Origin of the sequence: Streptacidiphilus anmyonensis, assembly GCF_000787855.1 — a bacterium.
Classification (GTDB): Bacteria; Actinomycetota; Actinomycetes; order Streptomycetales; family Streptomycetaceae; genus Streptacidiphilus; species Streptacidiphilus anmyonensis.
In genome coordinates, this window is record NZ_BBPQ01000015.1 from 109,132 (window position 1) to 125,256 (window position 16,125).

General features: G+C 74.1%; 13 protein-coding genes. 6 read left to right on the forward strand and 7 right to left on the reverse strand.

Translation table 11 applies throughout. The features are described 5' to 3' along the window. The first annotated feature begins 286 nt into the window (after window positions 1-286). Window positions 287-1,069: a sigma 54 modulation/S30EA ribosomal C-terminal domain-containing protein gene (locus tag TR50_RS16800; RefSeq protein ID WP_042421515.1), complete on the forward strand. Its 783-nt coding sequence runs from the start codon at window positions 287-289 to the stop codon at window positions 1,067-1,069. A gap of 113 nt (window positions 1,070-1,182) precedes the next feature. On the opposite strand, the gene TR50_RS16805 is transcribed toward TR50_RS16800, so the two are convergent. Both TR50_RS16805 and TR50_RS16810 read right to left on the reverse strand, forming a co-directional pair. Further along, entirely contained in the window at window positions 1,183-2,556 is a 1,374-nt protein-coding gene (locus TR50_RS16805; protein ID WP_042421517.1) for a sensor histidine kinase, read from the reverse strand. Further along, complete coding sequence (locus tag TR50_RS16810) at window positions 2,553-3,290, reverse strand: response regulator transcription factor (protein ID WP_042421519.1); 738 nt, start codon at window positions 3,288-3,290, stop codon at window positions 2,553-2,555. The genes TR50_RS16805 and TR50_RS16810 overlap by 4 nt, the downstream gene beginning before the upstream one ends. A gap of 148 nt (window positions 3,291-3,438) precedes the next feature. On the opposite strand from TR50_RS16810, the gene TR50_RS16815 reads away from it, so the two are divergent. Further along, on the forward strand, window positions 3,439-5,625 hold the full coding sequence (locus tag TR50_RS16815) for an MMPL family transporter (RefSeq protein ID WP_042421521.1): 2,187 nt from the start codon (window positions 3,439-3,441) through the stop codon (window positions 5,623-5,625). Beyond that, the gene (locus tag TR50_RS42585; protein ID WP_052441049.1) at window positions 5,622-6,326 is read left to right on the forward strand and encodes an LmeA family phospholipid-binding protein; all 705 of its coding nucleotides are present in this window, start codon (window positions 5,622-5,624) and stop codon (window positions 6,324-6,326) included. Before TR50_RS16815 ends, TR50_RS42585 begins: the two co-directional genes overlap by 4 nt. A 10-nt stretch (window positions 6,327-6,336) precedes the next feature. On the opposite strand, the gene TR50_RS16825 is transcribed toward TR50_RS42585, so the two are convergent. The 4 genes from TR50_RS16825 to TR50_RS16840 form a co-directional block, all read right to left on the reverse strand. Continuing rightward, window positions 6,337-7,005, reverse strand: coding sequence for a response regulator (locus TR50_RS16825; protein ID WP_042421523.1), 669 nt, complete (start codon window positions 7,003-7,005; stop codon window positions 6,337-6,339). Beyond that, window positions 7,002-8,342 (reverse strand): sensor histidine kinase, encoded by a 1,341-nt coding sequence (locus TR50_RS16830; RefSeq protein WP_152648438.1) that lies wholly within the window; start codon window positions 8,340-8,342, stop codon window positions 7,002-7,004. Before TR50_RS16830 ends, TR50_RS16825 begins: the two co-directional genes overlap by 4 nt. Before the next feature lie 73 nt (window positions 8,343-8,415). Next, complete coding sequence (locus TR50_RS16835; RefSeq protein WP_236654448.1) at window positions 8,416-9,600, reverse strand: acyltransferase family protein; 1,185 nt, start codon at window positions 9,598-9,600, stop codon at window positions 8,416-8,418. Window positions 9,601-9,687: 87 nt separating this feature from the next. Further along, the gene (locus tag TR50_RS16840; RefSeq protein ID WP_042421528.1) at window positions 9,688-10,671 is read right to left on the reverse strand and encodes an alpha/beta hydrolase; all 984 of its coding nucleotides are present in this window, start codon (window positions 10,669-10,671) and stop codon (window positions 9,688-9,690) included. A 282-nt stretch (window positions 10,672-10,953) separates the two neighbouring features. Between TR50_RS16840 and TR50_RS16845 the strand changes: the two genes are divergently transcribed. The 3 genes from TR50_RS16845 to TR50_RS16855 all read left to right on the forward strand — a co-directional run bounded on the left by TR50_RS16845 (window position 10,954) and on the right by TR50_RS16855 (window position 15,000). Beyond that, window positions 10,954-11,850 (forward strand): PfkB family carbohydrate kinase, encoded by an 897-nt coding sequence (locus tag TR50_RS16845; RefSeq protein ID WP_042421530.1) that lies wholly within the window; start codon window positions 10,954-10,956, stop codon window positions 11,848-11,850. 162 nt (window positions 11,851-12,012) lie between these two features. Continuing rightward, window positions 12,013-14,172, forward strand: coding sequence for an RNA polymerase recycling motor ATPase HelR (gene helR / locus TR50_RS16850; protein ID WP_042421532.1), 2,160 nt, complete (start codon window positions 12,013-12,015; stop codon window positions 14,170-14,172). Window positions 14,173-14,562: 390 nt separating this feature from the next. Next, window positions 14,563-15,000: a lytic transglycosylase domain-containing protein gene (locus tag TR50_RS16855; RefSeq protein ID WP_042421533.1), complete on the forward strand. Its 438-nt coding sequence runs from the start codon at window positions 14,563-14,565 to the stop codon at window positions 14,998-15,000. A gap of 12 nt (window positions 15,001-15,012) precedes the next feature. Here the strand turns inward: TR50_RS16855 and TR50_RS16860 are convergent, their stop codons facing one another. After that, complete coding sequence (locus TR50_RS16860; protein ID WP_042421535.1) at window positions 15,013-16,068, reverse strand: LLM class flavin-dependent oxidoreductase; 1,056 nt, start codon at window positions 16,066-16,068, stop codon at window positions 15,013-15,015. Between the last annotated feature and the right edge of the window lie 57 nt (window positions 16,069-16,125).

Below are 16,125 nucleotides of genomic sequence, written 5' to 3' on the forward strand. Positions count from 1 at the left end.
CCGCGTCACGCGCGTGGGGGGCGCGCATGAGGGGAGGCGCACTCGCAGGGGTGCGGCGTCGGCTCAGATGCTAGGGAAGGACTGCGCGATTGAATAGACATCGGTGCGCAGTTCTGCACGATGGTTCGGCAATTGATCAGAACTGCGCAATGCTCGTGTCAGTGGGCACCCCGGCGTCGATTCGCACCTTTCGGCACTGGACACTCTTCCTGACGGATGTGGAATATCGGCTGCGGGGGGACGGTCCCCGGCGGCTGGAGAGGCGAACTGCGGAGGGCTTGGGCTCGTGAACGACGCGATCTTGATGCGTGCCGACGGGGTGGCGCTGGATCTCGCCCACGAGGTGCGGCGGCGGGTCGGCGATCTGGTGAGCGGGACGGACGCGCTGGTCGAGGCGCTGCGGGTGCGACTGAGCCGCACCCATGGCGAGGAGGCGGAACAGACGCTGTGTCAGGTGGACGCGGAGGTCGACGGACGCCGCGTGCGCGTCCAGCGCCTCGCCGCGGACGCCCGCCTGGCCGGCGACCGGCTGGTCGAGGGCCTGCGGCAGCGGATCGCCGAGGTCTCCCTCGAATGGCGTCCCCGCCCGTGGACCGAGCGCGCCGACGCGCCCGAGGAGCTGCCGGCGGCGACGCGGGAGGAGGCCCGTCCCGCCACCGCCGGCTGGGCGGAGCGCGCGGGCCGCGCGATGATGCCGGCCATCGCCCGCATCAAGGAGCCGCTGCTCGTCTGGTGCGCCCCCGAGGTCGCCGTCCGGACGCTGGACGCGATGGACTACCAGGCCCACCTGTTCACCGACCCGTCCACCGAGCAGGACTCCGTCGTCTACCGCGCGGGCCCCACCGGCTACCGCCTCGCCTCCACCGCGCCGGAGAGCGCGCCGCGCTACAACCCCTCCCTGCTCACCCTCTGCCCGCGCCCCGCGCCGCGCCTGACGGACCACGAGGCGGTCGAGCGCTGCGAGCAGTCCGAGCTCTCCGCGCTCTTCTACGCCGACCCCGACTCCGGCCGCGGCCGCCTCCTCTACCGCCGCTTCGACGGCCGCTTCGGCCTCGTCCGAGGCGAGTGACCTCGCGGGGGCGCGGGGAACTGCGCGACAAGCCAGCCAAGGTGGCGCGTCGCCGAACGCGCGGGACCATCCGCACGGGGTGGCTGCTCGCGTCCCCCCGCCCCTGAGCGCGGCTACCGCCGCAGCGTCACGGTGAAGCACGCCCCCGTCTCCGGGCCGCGCGCGCTTGCGGCGATGCTGCCGCCGAGGCGGGTGGTGAGGCGGTGGGCGATGGCGAGGCCGAGGCCGGTGCCGGTCGGGCGGGTGCTGCGGTAGCGGTCGCGGAGGGCGCCCGGGTCGAAGGCGACGGCGAGGTCGTCCTCGGTCAGCCCCGGGCCGCCGTCGCGGACCTCGATCTGCGCCGTGCCGAGGTCCCCGGCGCGCGCCGCGAGGACCAGCGGGGCGCCGGCGGGGGTGACCCGCAGGGCGTTCTGCACCAGGCCGTCGAGGAGCTGCCGGACCCGGAACGGGTCCGTCCGCACCACCAGCGGCGCGTCCGGGCGTTCCACCCGCAGCTCGACGCCCTGGCGTTCGCACGGGCCGGACCAGAACGCCGCCGCCTCCGCGACGACCGCGCCGACCTCGGTGTCCGCGAGTTCGAGGCGGAAGTCGTCCGCCTCCAGGCGGGCCAGGTCGAGCAGGTCCGCGAGAAAACGGTCCAGGCGGCGGGTCTCCTCGGCGAGGGTGCGGCCGACCTCGGGCACCTGCTCGGGTTCGATCAGGCCGTCCGCCAGGGCCTCGGCGTAGCCCTGAACCGCCGTCAGCGGCGTGCGCAGCTCGTGGGAGACAGAGAGCAGGAACTCCCGCTGGCGGTTCTCACTGCGGGCCAGGGCCTGGTCCAGGGTGGTGAGGGCGCGGCCGATCTCCGCCGCCTCGCGCGGCCCGGCGGCGACCGGTGCGACGAGCCCGCGTTCGCCCTCGGCCAGGCGGTGCGCGACCGCCGCCGACGCGGTGAGCGGCCGGGCGATCCGTCGCGCCAGCAGTCCGCCCGCGAGCGCCGCGCCCAACAGGCCGACCAGCAGCGGCGGCAGGATGTCGCGTCGGACCTGTCCGGTCTCCGCGTCGACGGTCGCGTAGGGCTCGGTCAGCACCACCGCGCCGCCGCGCGCGGTCGGGTTCCCCACCAGCAACACATCCTGACCGGCCAGGATGCTCCGGGTCGAGACGGGCCGTCCGGCCAGCAGGGCGGCCTTGGAGGCGAGGTCGACCGCCGGCGCCGCGCCGCCCGCGACGTCGCCGCCGGGCGTGATGACGGCGAACTGCTCGCCGTTCGGCCCGGCCAGGCGCTCCGCACCGCCGAAGACGACCGGGGAGATCACGGGCAGCCGACTGAGCAGGGTCGCCTGCCGGGTGAGGGTGTCGCGTTCGCGCTGTTCGGCGGCGTGCGCGGCGGACTGCCAGGCGACGAGCCCGGTCAGCAGTGCGGCGACGGCCGCGACGACCGTGCTGAGCAGCACGAGATTGCCCGCCAGCGTCCTGCGTCTCCTCGGCCGGCGCTCCGCGCTCACGAAGGGCTGCCCTTCGTGCCGGCCGCGCCGGGGTCGGCGGCGCTGTAGCCCACGCCGCGCACGGTCCGCAGCGGGCTCGCGTCGCCGAGCTTGGCCCGCAGTTGGGAGACGAAGACGTCGACCATGCGGGTGTCCCGGTACCCGGGGTACCCCCAGACCTGGGCGAGCAGCTGGTCGCGGGTGAAGACCCGGCCGGGGTGCCGGACCAGGTGGGCGAGCAGCCCGAACTCCGTGGCCGTCAGCTCCACCGGCTCGTCGTCGCGGAGCACGCGGTGCGCGGCGAGGTCGAGACTCAGCCGGCCGAGGCGGACCACCGTGTCCGCGCCCAGGCCCGGACCCCGGCGCAGCACGGTCTTCACGCGGGCGACGAGCTCGCGCGGGGAGAAGGGTTTGACGAGGTAGTCGTCCGCGCCGAGTTCGAGGCCCAGGATCCGGTCGGTCTCCTCGCCGCGCGCGGTGACCAGCAGGATCGGGGTCCAGTCGCCGGCGTCGCGCAGCGTGCGGCAGAAGGTGATGCCGTCCACACCCGGCAGGCCGATGTCGAGGACGATGGCGACGGGACTCATCCGGCGTGCGGCGGCCAGCCCGGCCGCGCCGTCGGACTCGACGTGCACGCCGAAGCCCTCGCGCGCGAGGTAGAGCCGCTGGATGTCGGCGATGTGCCGCTCGTCCTCCACGACCAGCACCAGGCCGTTGGAGGGGGAGCCGCCGGGAGCAGGGGGCGGGAGGTTCATACCGGGGGCCTCTCGGGATCGCGGACAGGCCGATGCTAACCGGGCGACCCGGACCCGCCCGGCCCGCGCACCCCGTCCGCGCCCGCCCGTACACTCCCCGAACATTCCGCCAACACGGCGCTCACCGCGCCACGCCACAGTGAGGCCCATGATCACCGAAGCGGGCGCCGAGCCCGGACTGCTGCACCGGACCGGGCGCTGGTGCGCCCGCCACGCCTGGCGGGTCGCCGCCGCCTGGCTGGTCCTCCTCGTCGCGCTGGCGGGCGCGAACCACCGGTGGGGCGGCACCTACGCGGACAGCTTCTCGCTGCCGGGAACGGCCGCGCAGACCGGCACCGACCTGTTGAAGGCCCACGGCGACGACAGCTCGTCGGGCGTCTCCGCCCCCCTCGTGCTGGACGCCGGCCACGGCACGCTCGACGCCCACCGGGCCGCGATCGAGAGCGCCGTCGGCGGCCTGCGCCGCCTGCCTGACGTGCTGTCCGTGGCCGACCCGCTGAGCGCGCCCGGCGCCGTCGCCCCGGGCGGCGCGATCGGGACCGTGACCGTGCGCTTCTCCGGCAACCCGGCCGGCTTCGACCGCTCCTACCTGAACGGCGTCGACGCGGCGGTGCGGCCGCTGCGTGCGGACGGGGTCACCGTCGAGTACGGCGATCCGCTCGGCCAGCTGGCCGAGCCCAAGTCGGCCGACGCCGTCTCGGAGGCGATCGGCCTGGGCGTGGCGCTGCTGGTGCTCCTGGTCGGCTTCGGCAGCGTCGCCGCGACCGGGCTGCCGCTGCTCACCGCCGTCCTGGGGCTCGGCGTGGGCCTCAGCGGGCTCGGCCTGATCGCCGCGCACACGAACTTCGCGCAGGCGGCCCCGACGCTCGCGGCGATGATGGGGCTCGGCGTCGGCATCGACTACGCGCTCTTCCTGGCCACCCGGTTCCGGGCGCTGCTGACGGCCGAGGAGGAGCTCGACCCGGCCGAGGCGGTGGGGCGGACCGTCGCCACCAGCGGGCGCGCGGTCCTGGTCGCGGCCGCGACGGTGGCGATGGCGCTGGCCGGCCTGTACGCCTCGGGGATCGGTTTCATCGGCGCGCTCGGCGCGGCCGCCGGGATCACGGTGGTGGTCGCGGCCGGTGCGTCGCTGACACTGACCCCGGCGCTGCTGGGCCTGCTGGGCCGCCGGATCGACCGGCTCCACGTGCGCACGCCCGTCGCGGAGCCGACCGGGGACGGCGACGTGTGGCACCGGTGGGCCGCGCGGGTCGGGCGACAGCCGTGGATCTTCCTGACGGGGGGCGTGGCGCTGCTGGCCGTGCTCGCCGCGCCCGTCGCGTCGATGCACCTCGGCCACGTCGACGCGGGCGCCCAGCCCACCTCGCGGACCGACCGGCGCGCCTACGACCTGATCGCGCAGGGCTTCGGCGTGGGGGCCAACGGCCCGCTGACCGTCGTGGTGCAGCTGGACGGCGACCAGGTCGCCGACGCGTCCGCGCGCCGGCAGCTCGCCACCACGCTCCAAGCCGACCTGGAGGCCGTCCACGGTGTCGCGTCGGTGACGCCTCCGGCGGCGAGCCCCGACCACGTCCTGCTGATCAGCACGGTCACCCCGACGACCGGCCCCCAGGACCGGGCCACCACCGACCTCTTCCACACGCTCCAGAACACCGCCCTCCCCCACGCGTTGAAGGACAGCGGCGCGACCGGCTACGTGACGGGCGTGACCGCGTCCGGGCTGACCTTCACCGACCAGCTGGTCGCCAAGCTGCCGCTGATCATCGGCGTGGTGGTCGCGGCGGCCTTCCTGCTGCTGCTCAGCGTCTTCCGCAGTCTGCTGGTCGCGGTCAAGGCGGCGCTGCTGAACCTGCTCTCCATCGGCGCGGCGTACGGGGTGGTCGTCGCGGTGTTCCAGTGGGGCTGGGGCAGCTCGCTGTTCGGGGTGACGGAGAAGGTCCCGGTCGAGTCCTACGTGCCGATGATGATGTTCGCCATCGTCTTCGGCCTCTCCATGGACTACGAGGTCTTCCTGCTCTCGCGGATCCGCGAGACCTGGCTGCGCCACGGCGACAACCGCCGCGCGGTCGCCACCGGCCTCGCCGCGACGGCGCGCGTGATCACCTGCGCGGCGCTCATCATGACCAGCGTCTTCCTCGCCTTCCTGCTCTCCGTCAACGTCGTGGTCAAGATGCTGGCGCTGGGCCTCGGCGTCAGCGTGGTCATCGACGCCACCGTGGTCCGGCTGGTGCTCGTCCCGGCGACGATGTACCTGTTCGGGCGCGCCAACTGGTGGCTGCCGGGGTGGCTGGACCGGTTGCTGCCGCACCTCGACCCGGAGGGGGACGGCCAGTGAAAGCCCGACCCGCCCTCCTCCTGCGCCGCCGACGGGTCGTCGCCGTCGTCGCCGTCCTCGCCGTGACCGGGTTGACGACCGCCGGGACGGGCGAGTGGGCGGCGGGGCGCCTGATCCGGGACCGGATCGCCGCGGCCGCGCCGGGCCTGGGCGCCGATCTGACCGTCAGCGCCGGGGGCTCGGCCCTGTGGGACCTGGCCCGACAGCACATCTCGCGGCTCGACCTGTCCAGTGACGACGCCACGTTGGGACGCCTCGGACCGGTGGACGTCCAGGTCCGCCTGGACGACGTCCGGTTCGGCGGCCCGGCGACGACCGTCGGCGGCGCGACCGCGGAGGTGACCGTCCCGCTGTCGGCGGTCGCGGACGCCGTGCAGTCCGCCGCGCCCTCGGTCGCGGTCGACGGGGCGACCGCCGATCCGCAGGCCGGCACCGTCACCGTCGCCCTGGGGTTCGGCGGCGCGGCCCAGCTGACGCTGCGTCCGAGCGTGGCCGACGGGCGGGTCCAGGTCGCGGCGGTGTCGGCGCAGGTACTCGGCCAGGCCCTGGCCCCCGAGCGCCTCGCGGCCTTGACCAAGGGCATGGACCAAGGAGCGCAGCACGCCTACCCGTTGGGTCTGCGCGCCACCTCGGTGCACGTCGACGCCGACGGCCTGCGGATCGAACTGACGGCAGGACCTGGCGCGTTGAAGCGAGCCTGAACCGCGCGGGTCAGTAGCCGGCCGGCCGCACCAGGCCCGTCTCGTAGGCGAAGACGGCGGCCTGGGTGCGGTCGCGCAGGCCGAGCTTGACCAGGATGCGGCTGACGTGGGTCTTCACCGTCTGCTCCGCGACGACGAGCTTCGCGGCGATCTCGGCGTTGGAGAGCCCGTGCGCGATCAGCGACAGGACCTCGGTCTCCCGCTCGGTCAGGTCGCCCACGCGCTCCTTCAGCGGCGTGCGCGGGGCGCCCGGGAGGCGGGTGAACTCGGCGATCAGCCGCTTGGTCACCGTCGGCGCGAGCAGCGCCTCGCCCGCCGCCACCACCCGGACCGCCTGGGCGAGTTCGGCCGCCGAGGCGTCCTTGAGCAGGAACCCGCTGGCGCCCGCCCGCAGCGCCTCGTAGACGTACTCGTCGAGGTCGAAGGTGGTCAGCACCAGCACCTTGACGGCGCTGTCCGCAGGGCCGGTGATGCGGCGGGTCGCCTCGATGCCGCCGAGGCGCGGCATCCGGACGTCCATCAGCACCACGTCCGGCCGCAGTTCGGCGGCCTTCTCCAACGCGTCGAGCCCGTCGACCGCCTGGCCGACGACCTCGATGTCCGGCTCCAGGTTGAGCAGCACCGTGAAGCCCTGACGGACCATCATCTGGTCGTCGGCGATCATCACCTTGATGGTCATGCGCGGTCCTCCACGGCGGGGACGTCGGCGGGCACGTCGGTGGGCAGGAAGGCGAGCACCTCGAAGCCGCCGTCCGGGGTCGGTCCGGCGGCCAGTTCGCCGCCGAGCATCGCGGTGCGCTCCCGCATACCGAGCAGCCCGTGCCCGGCCCCGGGTGACGGCGCGGGCGGGCGCGCGGGGGCGGAGTTGGTGACGCGCACGCCGAGCCCCGTGGCCCGGTAGTCCAGTTGCACGTGCACGGCCGCGCCGGGCGCGTGGCGCATGGCGTTGCTCAGCGCCTCCTGCACGACGCGGTAGCCGGAGAGCTCCACGCCCGGCGGCAGCGGCCGCGGCTCACCCGCCATGACCAGCTCCACCGTCAGGCCGGCCGCGCGCACGTTCTCCAGCAGCTCGCCGAGGCGGTCCAGGGTGGGCTGCGGCGCGTCCGAGGTCCCGTCCGCGGCGGGCTCCTCCGAGCGCAGCACGCCGAGCACCCGGCGCAGTTCGGTGAGCGCCTCGACCGCGTTGGCGCGGATCCCGGCGAGGTTCTCGACCAGCTCCTCCGGCGGGTTCTCCACCAGGTGCGGCGCGACCTGCGCCTGGATGGAGATCACCGACATGTGGTGCGCGACCACGTCGTGCAGCTCGCGGGCGATCCGGTTGCGCTCCTCCAGCAGGGTGCGGCGGGCCCGCTCCTCCGCCGTCAACTCCTCCTGCTCCACCAGCTTCGACCGCGCCTCGCGCCCGGCCCGCACGGAGACGCCGAGCAGCGTCACGGTGGCGAAGAGGATCACCGCGAAGCCGATCGGGGAGACCTGCTGCTGCGGCTTGTACAGCTCCGCCAGGAACGCGGCGAAGACGCTCAGCCCGAACGCCTCGATCGCGACCCGCCCGCGCACCTGGAGCGCGAGCAGGAAGAGCACGGCCGCCTGGATGGCGACGGTGATCGGCGTCCACCCGGCCTGCACGTTCCGCGCCTGGTCGGTCAGCGCGAACACGATCCCGTGGCCCGGCGCGAACGCCGTCCCGGCCCAGGCGGCGAACAGCATCGTGAGCGTGGACGCCCACCAGGCCCGGATCGGGCGCCACAGCACGCCGACGAGCGCGACGGACTGGACGCCCGCGAAGAGGATGCCGAAGGGCACGCCCAGCGCGTAGGAGAAGGCGTACTGGTTGAGGTCGAACCCGAACAGCAGCAGCGAGACCAGGGACAGCGGCACGACGATCCAGCGCGACACCCGCCGCGCCCGGCGGGGCTCCCGAAACGCCGCCATGACGAGGTCCTCCCGCAGGGCGCGCACGAGCGCGCGCAGTGCTGCGCCCGGACGCATCACGCTCAGACCCCCGTCGTCGCTCATCGGGACCACCCTATGGCCAGTCGCACTATGGAGGGGCGCGAGGAACGGCGCGGGAAACCTGCGGGTAGTGCAACTACCGCACCGGCTGGAGGCGTTCTGCGCCCGGGGAGGAGGCGACGCGGAGGGTGGGGCCGTGGGAGCGGCGGCGGCCCTGCTCGTGGTGGCGGAAGGCCAGCCAGCAGAGAGTGAGGGCCGTGGCGAAGACCGGCAGCCAGGCGAGGCGGGCGAGGATCCAGGAGGCCGTGTCCGGCGTGGTGTGGAGGCCGAGCAGCGGGTGGCCGGCCAGCAGGCCGAGCGCGGTGACCGCGATCATCGAGGTCTGGTGCCACAGGAAGATCGTCATGGCGGACAGGTTGACCAGTGCCACCGCCGCCCACGCGGCCGGGCGGGCCAGAACCCGGCGCAGCTGACCCAGCAGGAGCAGGGCGAGGCCGCACTGGGCGAGGCCGAAGGTGACCGCGGCGAGGGTCGGCGGGTTGAGGTTGGAGATCCTGCCGCCGGGGACGCCGACCATCGAGGCGGGGTAGCCGGCCTGGGTGATCAGCAGCGCGGTCGCGACCACGCCGCCGACCAGCAGGACCCAGCCGGTCATCCTGCCGCGCAGGCCCTCGCGGGCCCACATCGCGCCGAGGCAGTAGGGGACCAGCCAGCCCGCCGGCAGGTTGAGCCAGCCGAGCCAGGAGGGGCCGCCGAAGGCGAAGCGGATCAGGTCGACGTGCAGCACGACGGCGAGCGGCCACAGCGGGTGCAACCGGGAGACCAGCGGGGTGGCGGCCGTCAGCGCGGCGAAGACCAGCAGAAACCACATCGGCGACAGGACCAGCTTGACCAGCGCTTCGACGGTCCCGAAGTCGACGCCCGCGAGCAACAGTGCCGACGCGGTGACGGTCCACACCGCGAGCACGGCGACGACGGGCCGGAACAGCCGCATCAGACGGGCGCTCAGCCACGCGGGATAGCTCGTGCCGCGCGCCTTCGCGGAGGCGTAGCTCCTGGTCGCCACCTGGCCGCCGACGAGGAAGAAGACGGCGAGGGTCTGGAAGACCCAGGAGACCGGCGTGAACGCCGGCATGTGCTGGAGCGGGCTGACCACGTGGATGCTGCCGCTGTCGACGACGATGGCGGTCACGAGCCAGTGGCCGAGCACCACGCCGAGGATGGCGAAGGCGCGCAGGGCGTCGATCGCGCGGTCGCGTTCCGGTGGTGTCGCGGCGTCGATGCGCGCCGCGAGCCGGCGCAGGGAGGTGGTGGGACGCACGGGGTTCTCCTTGGAGGCGGCATATCGGTGGGGAGGTCGCAGCGGTGGAGGTCGCAGCGGTGGAGCTCGCAGCGGTGGGAGGTCGCGTCAGTGGGAGGTCCCGCGGTCGGCGACGCCGGAGACGATCGCGGCGATGCTGCGCAGCGGCACCGAGCCGGGCTTCAGGTAGTCGCTGTGGCCGCCGGCGCCGGCGGCGAAGAGGTGCGCGCCGAAGCCCGGCGTGACCGGGTCGGTGCCGAGGCCGAGCGTGGTGAACAGCACGGGCACGCGGACGTGCGGGACGTTTGCGACCCAGTCGCCGCTCGCGCGTCCGGCCCAGACGGCGGCCTTGGTGTGCAGGCCGGAGACGGTCGGGATGTCGCTGCCGACGCCGGGGCTCCCGAACAGCACGATGTCGGCGACGTCGAGGCCGCTCGCCGCGCGGGCGCAGACCGTGGAGCCGTAGGAGTGGCAGACCACCGAGGTCCGTGCCTCGGGCCGGAACGCCTCCAACCGGCGGACGAAGTCCTGCAGTCGGGGTGCGGCCTGGTCGGCGCGGCCGTCCGTCAGCACGGCGGGGCCGACGGTGTCGGGCGTGGCGTAGCCGAGCCAGGCGACGACGGCCGCGTGGGCCGCGTCGCCGCCGAGCTGCTGCTCCAGCGCCTGCGCGCCGGCAGCGAAGCGGTCGTAGGTGCCGAGGTTCGTGTCCGAGCCGGGGACGAAGACGGCGACGGTGCGGGCGGTGGCGAGGTCGCCGAAGACCTCGGCGGTGCGGCCGCCGTCGCGTCCGTCGAAGGAGAGGAACTGCCGGTCCGGCCGGGCCAGTTCGGCGAGCTCCGTGGCGCGCTGCCGGTCCCCGTACCGCGTGGCCAGGCGCTCGGCGGCCACGATGTCGGCGCGGTTCGCGGTGTATCGATGCGTCAGTTCGGCGGCTCCGCCGCCCGCCGTGAGCGGTCCGAGGGCGGCGGGCGCGGGGGCCGGCACGGCCGTCGGCCGGGCCGCGCCGGCCAGCGGCACGGCGACGGAGGCGGCGACGAGGGCCGCGAGCAGCCCTCGACGGAGCCGCCGGACGACGTTCGGACGGGATGCCATGACCCAACTCCCCTTCGGTACCGGGTCGGTGCGGCACCGGATCGGTGCGGCGTTCGGTACCGAAGCTAGGAACCGGGGCCCGTGGTCGGCGTCCCGCCGGGGGACGCACCTGCGGCGTAGCTCCCTGGTACTACGGGGTTGCCGGGTGGGACCCTTCCGGGACGAGCGGTCCCGCAGCACTTGCGCAAGATCGCGAATCTTCTTGCAGGCACTCCCCTGGGCTGTTTGACTCTCCCTCACCCGCGCCGCGCGGGCACGAAACCGCAGTTGAAGGAGGGTGCGATGAGCCCGGAGATCGACGTGCTGGTGCTGGGCGGAGCCGGGGTGGACACGGTCGTCCACGTCCCTGAGCTACCCCTGCCCTTCGCCGACAGCTACATGATCCGACCCGGGATACAGACCAGGGCCGGACAGACCGGCGACTTCCTCGCCCTCGGACTGCATGCCCTGGGACTACGCGTGCACCACCTCGACCTGCTGGGGGACGACGTCGAGGGCGGTCTGGTCCGCGCCCTGCACGCGGAGCACGGGATCCCGCTCACCGCGATCCCCCAACCCGCGGGCACCAAGCGGGCGGTGAACCTGGTCGACCCGCTGGGCCGACGCCTCTCGCTCTACGACGACACGCGCTCCGCACCCGACGACCGCCTGCCGGAGCCCCTCGTGCGCGAGCTGGCCGCCGTGAGCCGTCACGCGCACGTCTCGATCACGCACCCCTGCGCGTCCGCGCTGCCGGCGCTGCGGGAGTCCGGGGTCACCCTCTCGACGGACCTGCACGACTGGGACGGGGTCAACCCGTACCACGAGCCCTTCGCCCACGCGGGGGACGTCGTCTTCCTCTCCGCCGCCCGGTTGGCGGACCCGGAGGCCGTGCTGCGCCGCATCGCGGAGCGGGGCCGCGCCTCCGTCGTCGTCGCCACCGCCGGCGCGGACGGCGCCCACCTGCTCGCGGACGACGTCCTCCACCACGTCCCGGCGGCCGCCCCGCCGGCCCCGGTCGTCGACTCCAACGGGGCGGGCGACGCCTTCGCCGCGGGCTTCCTGCACGCCTGGCTCGCGGGGGAGTCACCGCTGCGCGCCGCCCACCACGGCGCCGTCGCGGGCGCGCACGCCTGTACCGTCCCGTCGACGACCCACGCCCCCATTACCCGCGGGCAACTGCTGCAGCGGGTCGGGTAGGCGCAACAGGGCACAGAACAAGAGGGCACAGAAAAGGGAGTGAAGCCGCAAGGCCCACTCCCGCCACTAACAACCTATAGCGCATGGGGGGCCTTGCGGCAAGGCCCTGGTGGTGCCGCACAATCGACGGCCCAGGCCAGAAAACCTGCCGAAACGGGAGACATGGAACCCCTCAGCACCAGCGCTTTCGCCCTCTCCGACCGCCTCTCCCCCAAGGCCGACCCGAACCTGATCGGCGCCGACGAGAAGCACTTCGCCGCCGTCGCGGAGAGCCTCGAGCTGGCGGTCGCCGACGTGTCCGACCGTCTCGACGCCGCGCTGAAGGCCCCGGGCGGAGCGGGGCGGGCGGCCATGGACCGGGACGCGGAGGTCCACCGGCTGACGGGCCGCCTGCGCGCGCTGCGCCGCTTCGGGCTCGACCTGTGCCTCGGACACATCGTCAGCGCGAAGGACGCCGAGCCCGTCTACATCGGACGGCTCGGTCTGACCGACGGCGACGGCCGTCGCCTGCTGCTCGACTGGCGCTCCCCCGCCGCCGAGCCCTTCTTCGCCGCGACCCACGGCAACCCGATGGGCCTGGCCAGCCGCCGCCGCTACCGCTGGACCCGGGGGCGGATCACCGACTACTGGGACGAGGTGTTCACCGCCGAAGGCCTGGAGGGGCGCGCCGCGCTCGACGACCAGTCCGCCTTCATCGCCAGCCTCGGCGGCACCCGCTCGCCGAGGATGCGCGACGTGCTCGCCACCATCCAGGCCGACCAGGACGCGATCATCCGGGCGGGCTCGCGCGGCGCGCTGGTCGTCGACGGCGGGCCGGGCACCGGCAAGACCGTCGTCGCCCTGCACCGCTCCGCCTACCTGCTCTACTCCGACCCGCGCCTGGGGCACCGTCGCGGCGGCGTGCTGTTCGTCGGTCCGCACCAGCCCTACCTCGCCTACGTCTCCGACGTGCTGCCGAGCCTCGGCGAGGAGGGCGTGCAGACCTGCACCGTGCGCGACCTGGTCGCCGAGGGCGCCGCCGCCCGGCCCGAGGCCGACCCCGAGGTCGCCCGGCTCAAGTCCACCGTCGGGATGGTGAAGGCGGTCGACAGGGCCGTCGGCATCTACGAGGAGCCGCCGACCAAGGGCATGACCGTCTCCACCGACTGGGCCGACGTCCGGCTGACCGCCGACGACTGGGCGGACGCCTTCGCCGCGCCGGGCCCCGGCACGCCGCACAACGAGGCGCGCGAGCAGATCTGGGAGGAGCTGGTCGCGATCCTCATGGACCGGCTCGGCCTGGACGAGGACGGCGACATCACCCCCGAGCTGTTCCGCCGCTCGCTGCAACTGGACGAGGAGCTGGTCACCGCTCTCAACCGCGCCTGGCCGCTGCTGGAGCCGACCGACCTGGTGGGCGACCTGTGGACGGTGCCCGCCTACCTGCGGCACTGCGCGCCCTGGCTCGGCCGCGACGAGATCCGGCTGCTCCAGCGCGCGGACGCCCAGGCCTGGACCGTGTCCGACCTGCCGCTGCTGGACGCCGCCCGGCAGCGGCTCGGCGACCCCGAGGCGGAACGGCGCAAGCGCCGGCACGACGCGGCCGTCGCGGCCGAGCGCGCCCGGATGTCCGACGTCATCAAGGACGTGCTCGCGGCCGACGACGACGGCGAGGGCGCGGTGACCATGCTGCACGGCCGCGACCTTCAGGACAGCCTGGTCGACGGGAGCGCCCTGCCCGCCGCCGACCCGGACCGGCTGGCGGGCCCGTTCGCCCACATCGTCGTCGACGAGGCCCAGGAGCTGACCGACGCCGAGTGGCAGATGCTGCTCCAGCGCTGCCCGTCCCGGAGTCTCACCGTCGTCGGGGACCGCGCCCAGGCGCGGCACGGGTTCACCGAGTCGTGGCGGGAGCGGCTCGAACGGATCGGCCTGGACCGGATCGAGGTCGCCTCACTGAGCGTCAACTACCGTACGCCGGAGGAGGTCATGGCCGAGGCGGAGCCGGTGGTCCGGGCCGCGCTGCCGGACGCGAACGTGCCCGTGTCGATCCGCAGCAGCGGCCTCCCGGTGGTGCACGGGTCCGTCTCCGAGCGGGACGCGGTCCTCGACGCCTGGCTCGCGGCGCACGACGAGGGCGTCGCCTGCGTGATCGGCGACCCGGGGTTCCAGGAGACCGACCGGGTGCGGTCGCTCACCCCCGAACTGTCCAAGGGACTCGAGTTCGACCTGGTCGTCCTCGTCGATCCGGACGCGTTCGGCGAGGGCGTCGAGGGGGCCGTCGACCGCTACGTCGCCATGACCCGGGCGACCCGGCAGCTGGTGGTCCTGACCAGCGCCTGAGCCCGCCCGGCAGGGCGCGCCGTCCAGGGGCGGACGGCGCGCCCTGTGCCGCAGGTCACGCCTGACCTGCGCATTTAGTCCGTTTTGTTCCCCAAACTGTGCTCTCGGCCACTTTCAGGGTCCATTTCCTTGCCCGTCCGTTCCGCGCCGTGTTTCCGTGTTTGAGGTCGAACCACGGCGAGCCACTCGCCAGGGACGACGCCCGCGGCCCCCCGGCCGCGGACCGGGGCCGGACGCCCCGACGGCGGGAAGACACCGCCACGCAGACCGATCGCGCTCCCTGCGGTTGTGCAGCCGCACGCACGGTCACAGATGTCTGCGCCTCACCCGAACGGCACGAGAACACGACCTCCCACGGTCGCGGCTGCCGTTCCCTGTCCCTGGAGTGACATGAACCGCAAGGCTCGTCTGGCCACCCGTCTCGCTGTCGCCGGTGCCATCGCCGGTGGGGCCGTCCTCGGCGGCGTCGCCACCGCGAACGCCGCGACCCCGACCTACGGCAACGACCTGGGCGGCTGGGTCGCGCAGGCCCAGTCCATCCTCGCCGCCCACGGTGACCACGTGCCGCCGGCCGCCGCCATCGAGGCGCGTGCCATGACCGAGTCCTCCGGCAACCCCCTCGCCGTGAACAACTGGGACTCCAACGCCCTCGCGGGCACCCCGTCCGAGGGTCTGATGCAGACCATCGTGCCGACCTTCGACACCTACGCGCTGCCGGGTCACACCGACATCTGGAACCCGGTCGACAACATCGTCGCCGCGGTCCGCTACGCGAACGCCACCTACGGCGCCTTCGAGAACATCGCCTACGGCACCCAGGGCTACTGATTCAGCATCAGTTCACCTGACGGGGCTGGGAGTCCAGCCCAACGCGGGGCCGAGCGACGTGGCGATGTCCGTCAGGATCTGCACGTAGTCCTCGGCCTCGAAGGTGAACGGGAGCGCGAAAGCGACCTCGTCCACCTCGCGGAAGCCCGCGTGCGCGTGGAGACGCTCGGCGATCTGCGCGCTCGGGCCCACCAGATCAGGGGCGAAGAGCAGCCGGCCCGGGCCCTGCGGGGCCCTGGTGCGCGGCAGCCGCTTCTCCGCGTACGCCTCGTACCTCGCCCGCTGCCCGGCCGTCGCACTGTCCGTCGGGATGACGACGAGCCCCTGCGAGACCCGGGCCCGCGCGCCCTCGGGGTGCGCGGAGCGGAACGCGCGGATCTGCTCCGCCTGGATCGCGGCGAAGTCGAACGAGTCTCCTTCCGGATCCCCCTCCGCCCTGACCACGCTGCTGGTCAGCAGGTTCATGCCGTTCTCCGCGGCCCAGAGAGCCGAACGCGTGCTCGCGCCGCCGTACCACATGCGCCGGATCAGGCCCGGCGCGTGCGGCTCGACCCGCTCCGAGAAGACCTCGAAGCCCTCCGTGCCGCTGAAGCCGCCGGCCTCCCCGCCGGCGACGAAGTCCAGCAGGCGGCGCACCCGCCCGTAGCCGAAGTCCTCCGCGTCGCCCGTGTCCGGGTAGAGCGCGCCGCGCACCTGCTCGTAGTGCGTCGGCGGGCCGACGCTGACGCCCGGGTTCAGCCGCCCGCCGGACAGCAGGTCCACCGTCGCGAGATCCTCCGCCAGCCGCAGCGGGTTCTCCCAGCCGAGCGGGATGACGGCCGTCCCCAGCTCGATCCGGCGGGTTCGCTGGCTCGCCGCCGCGAGCACCGCGACCGGCGAGGAGATGCCGTACTGCAGGTGCCGGTGCCGCAGCCAGGCGCTGTCGAAGCCGAGCCGCTCGCCGAGCTCGATCAGCTCCAGCGTGGACTCGTGCCCGGCACGCGGGTCCTCCCGGTCGAACAGGCCGATGGTGAGGAAGCCCAGTCTGCGCAGCGGCTGCGAAGACAGCGGCTCTGAAGGAAGGGGCACGGCAGCCCTCCGTCCGTGGTGGTCGTCGACGAGGTCGACGAACCGAACCCGGTCCCG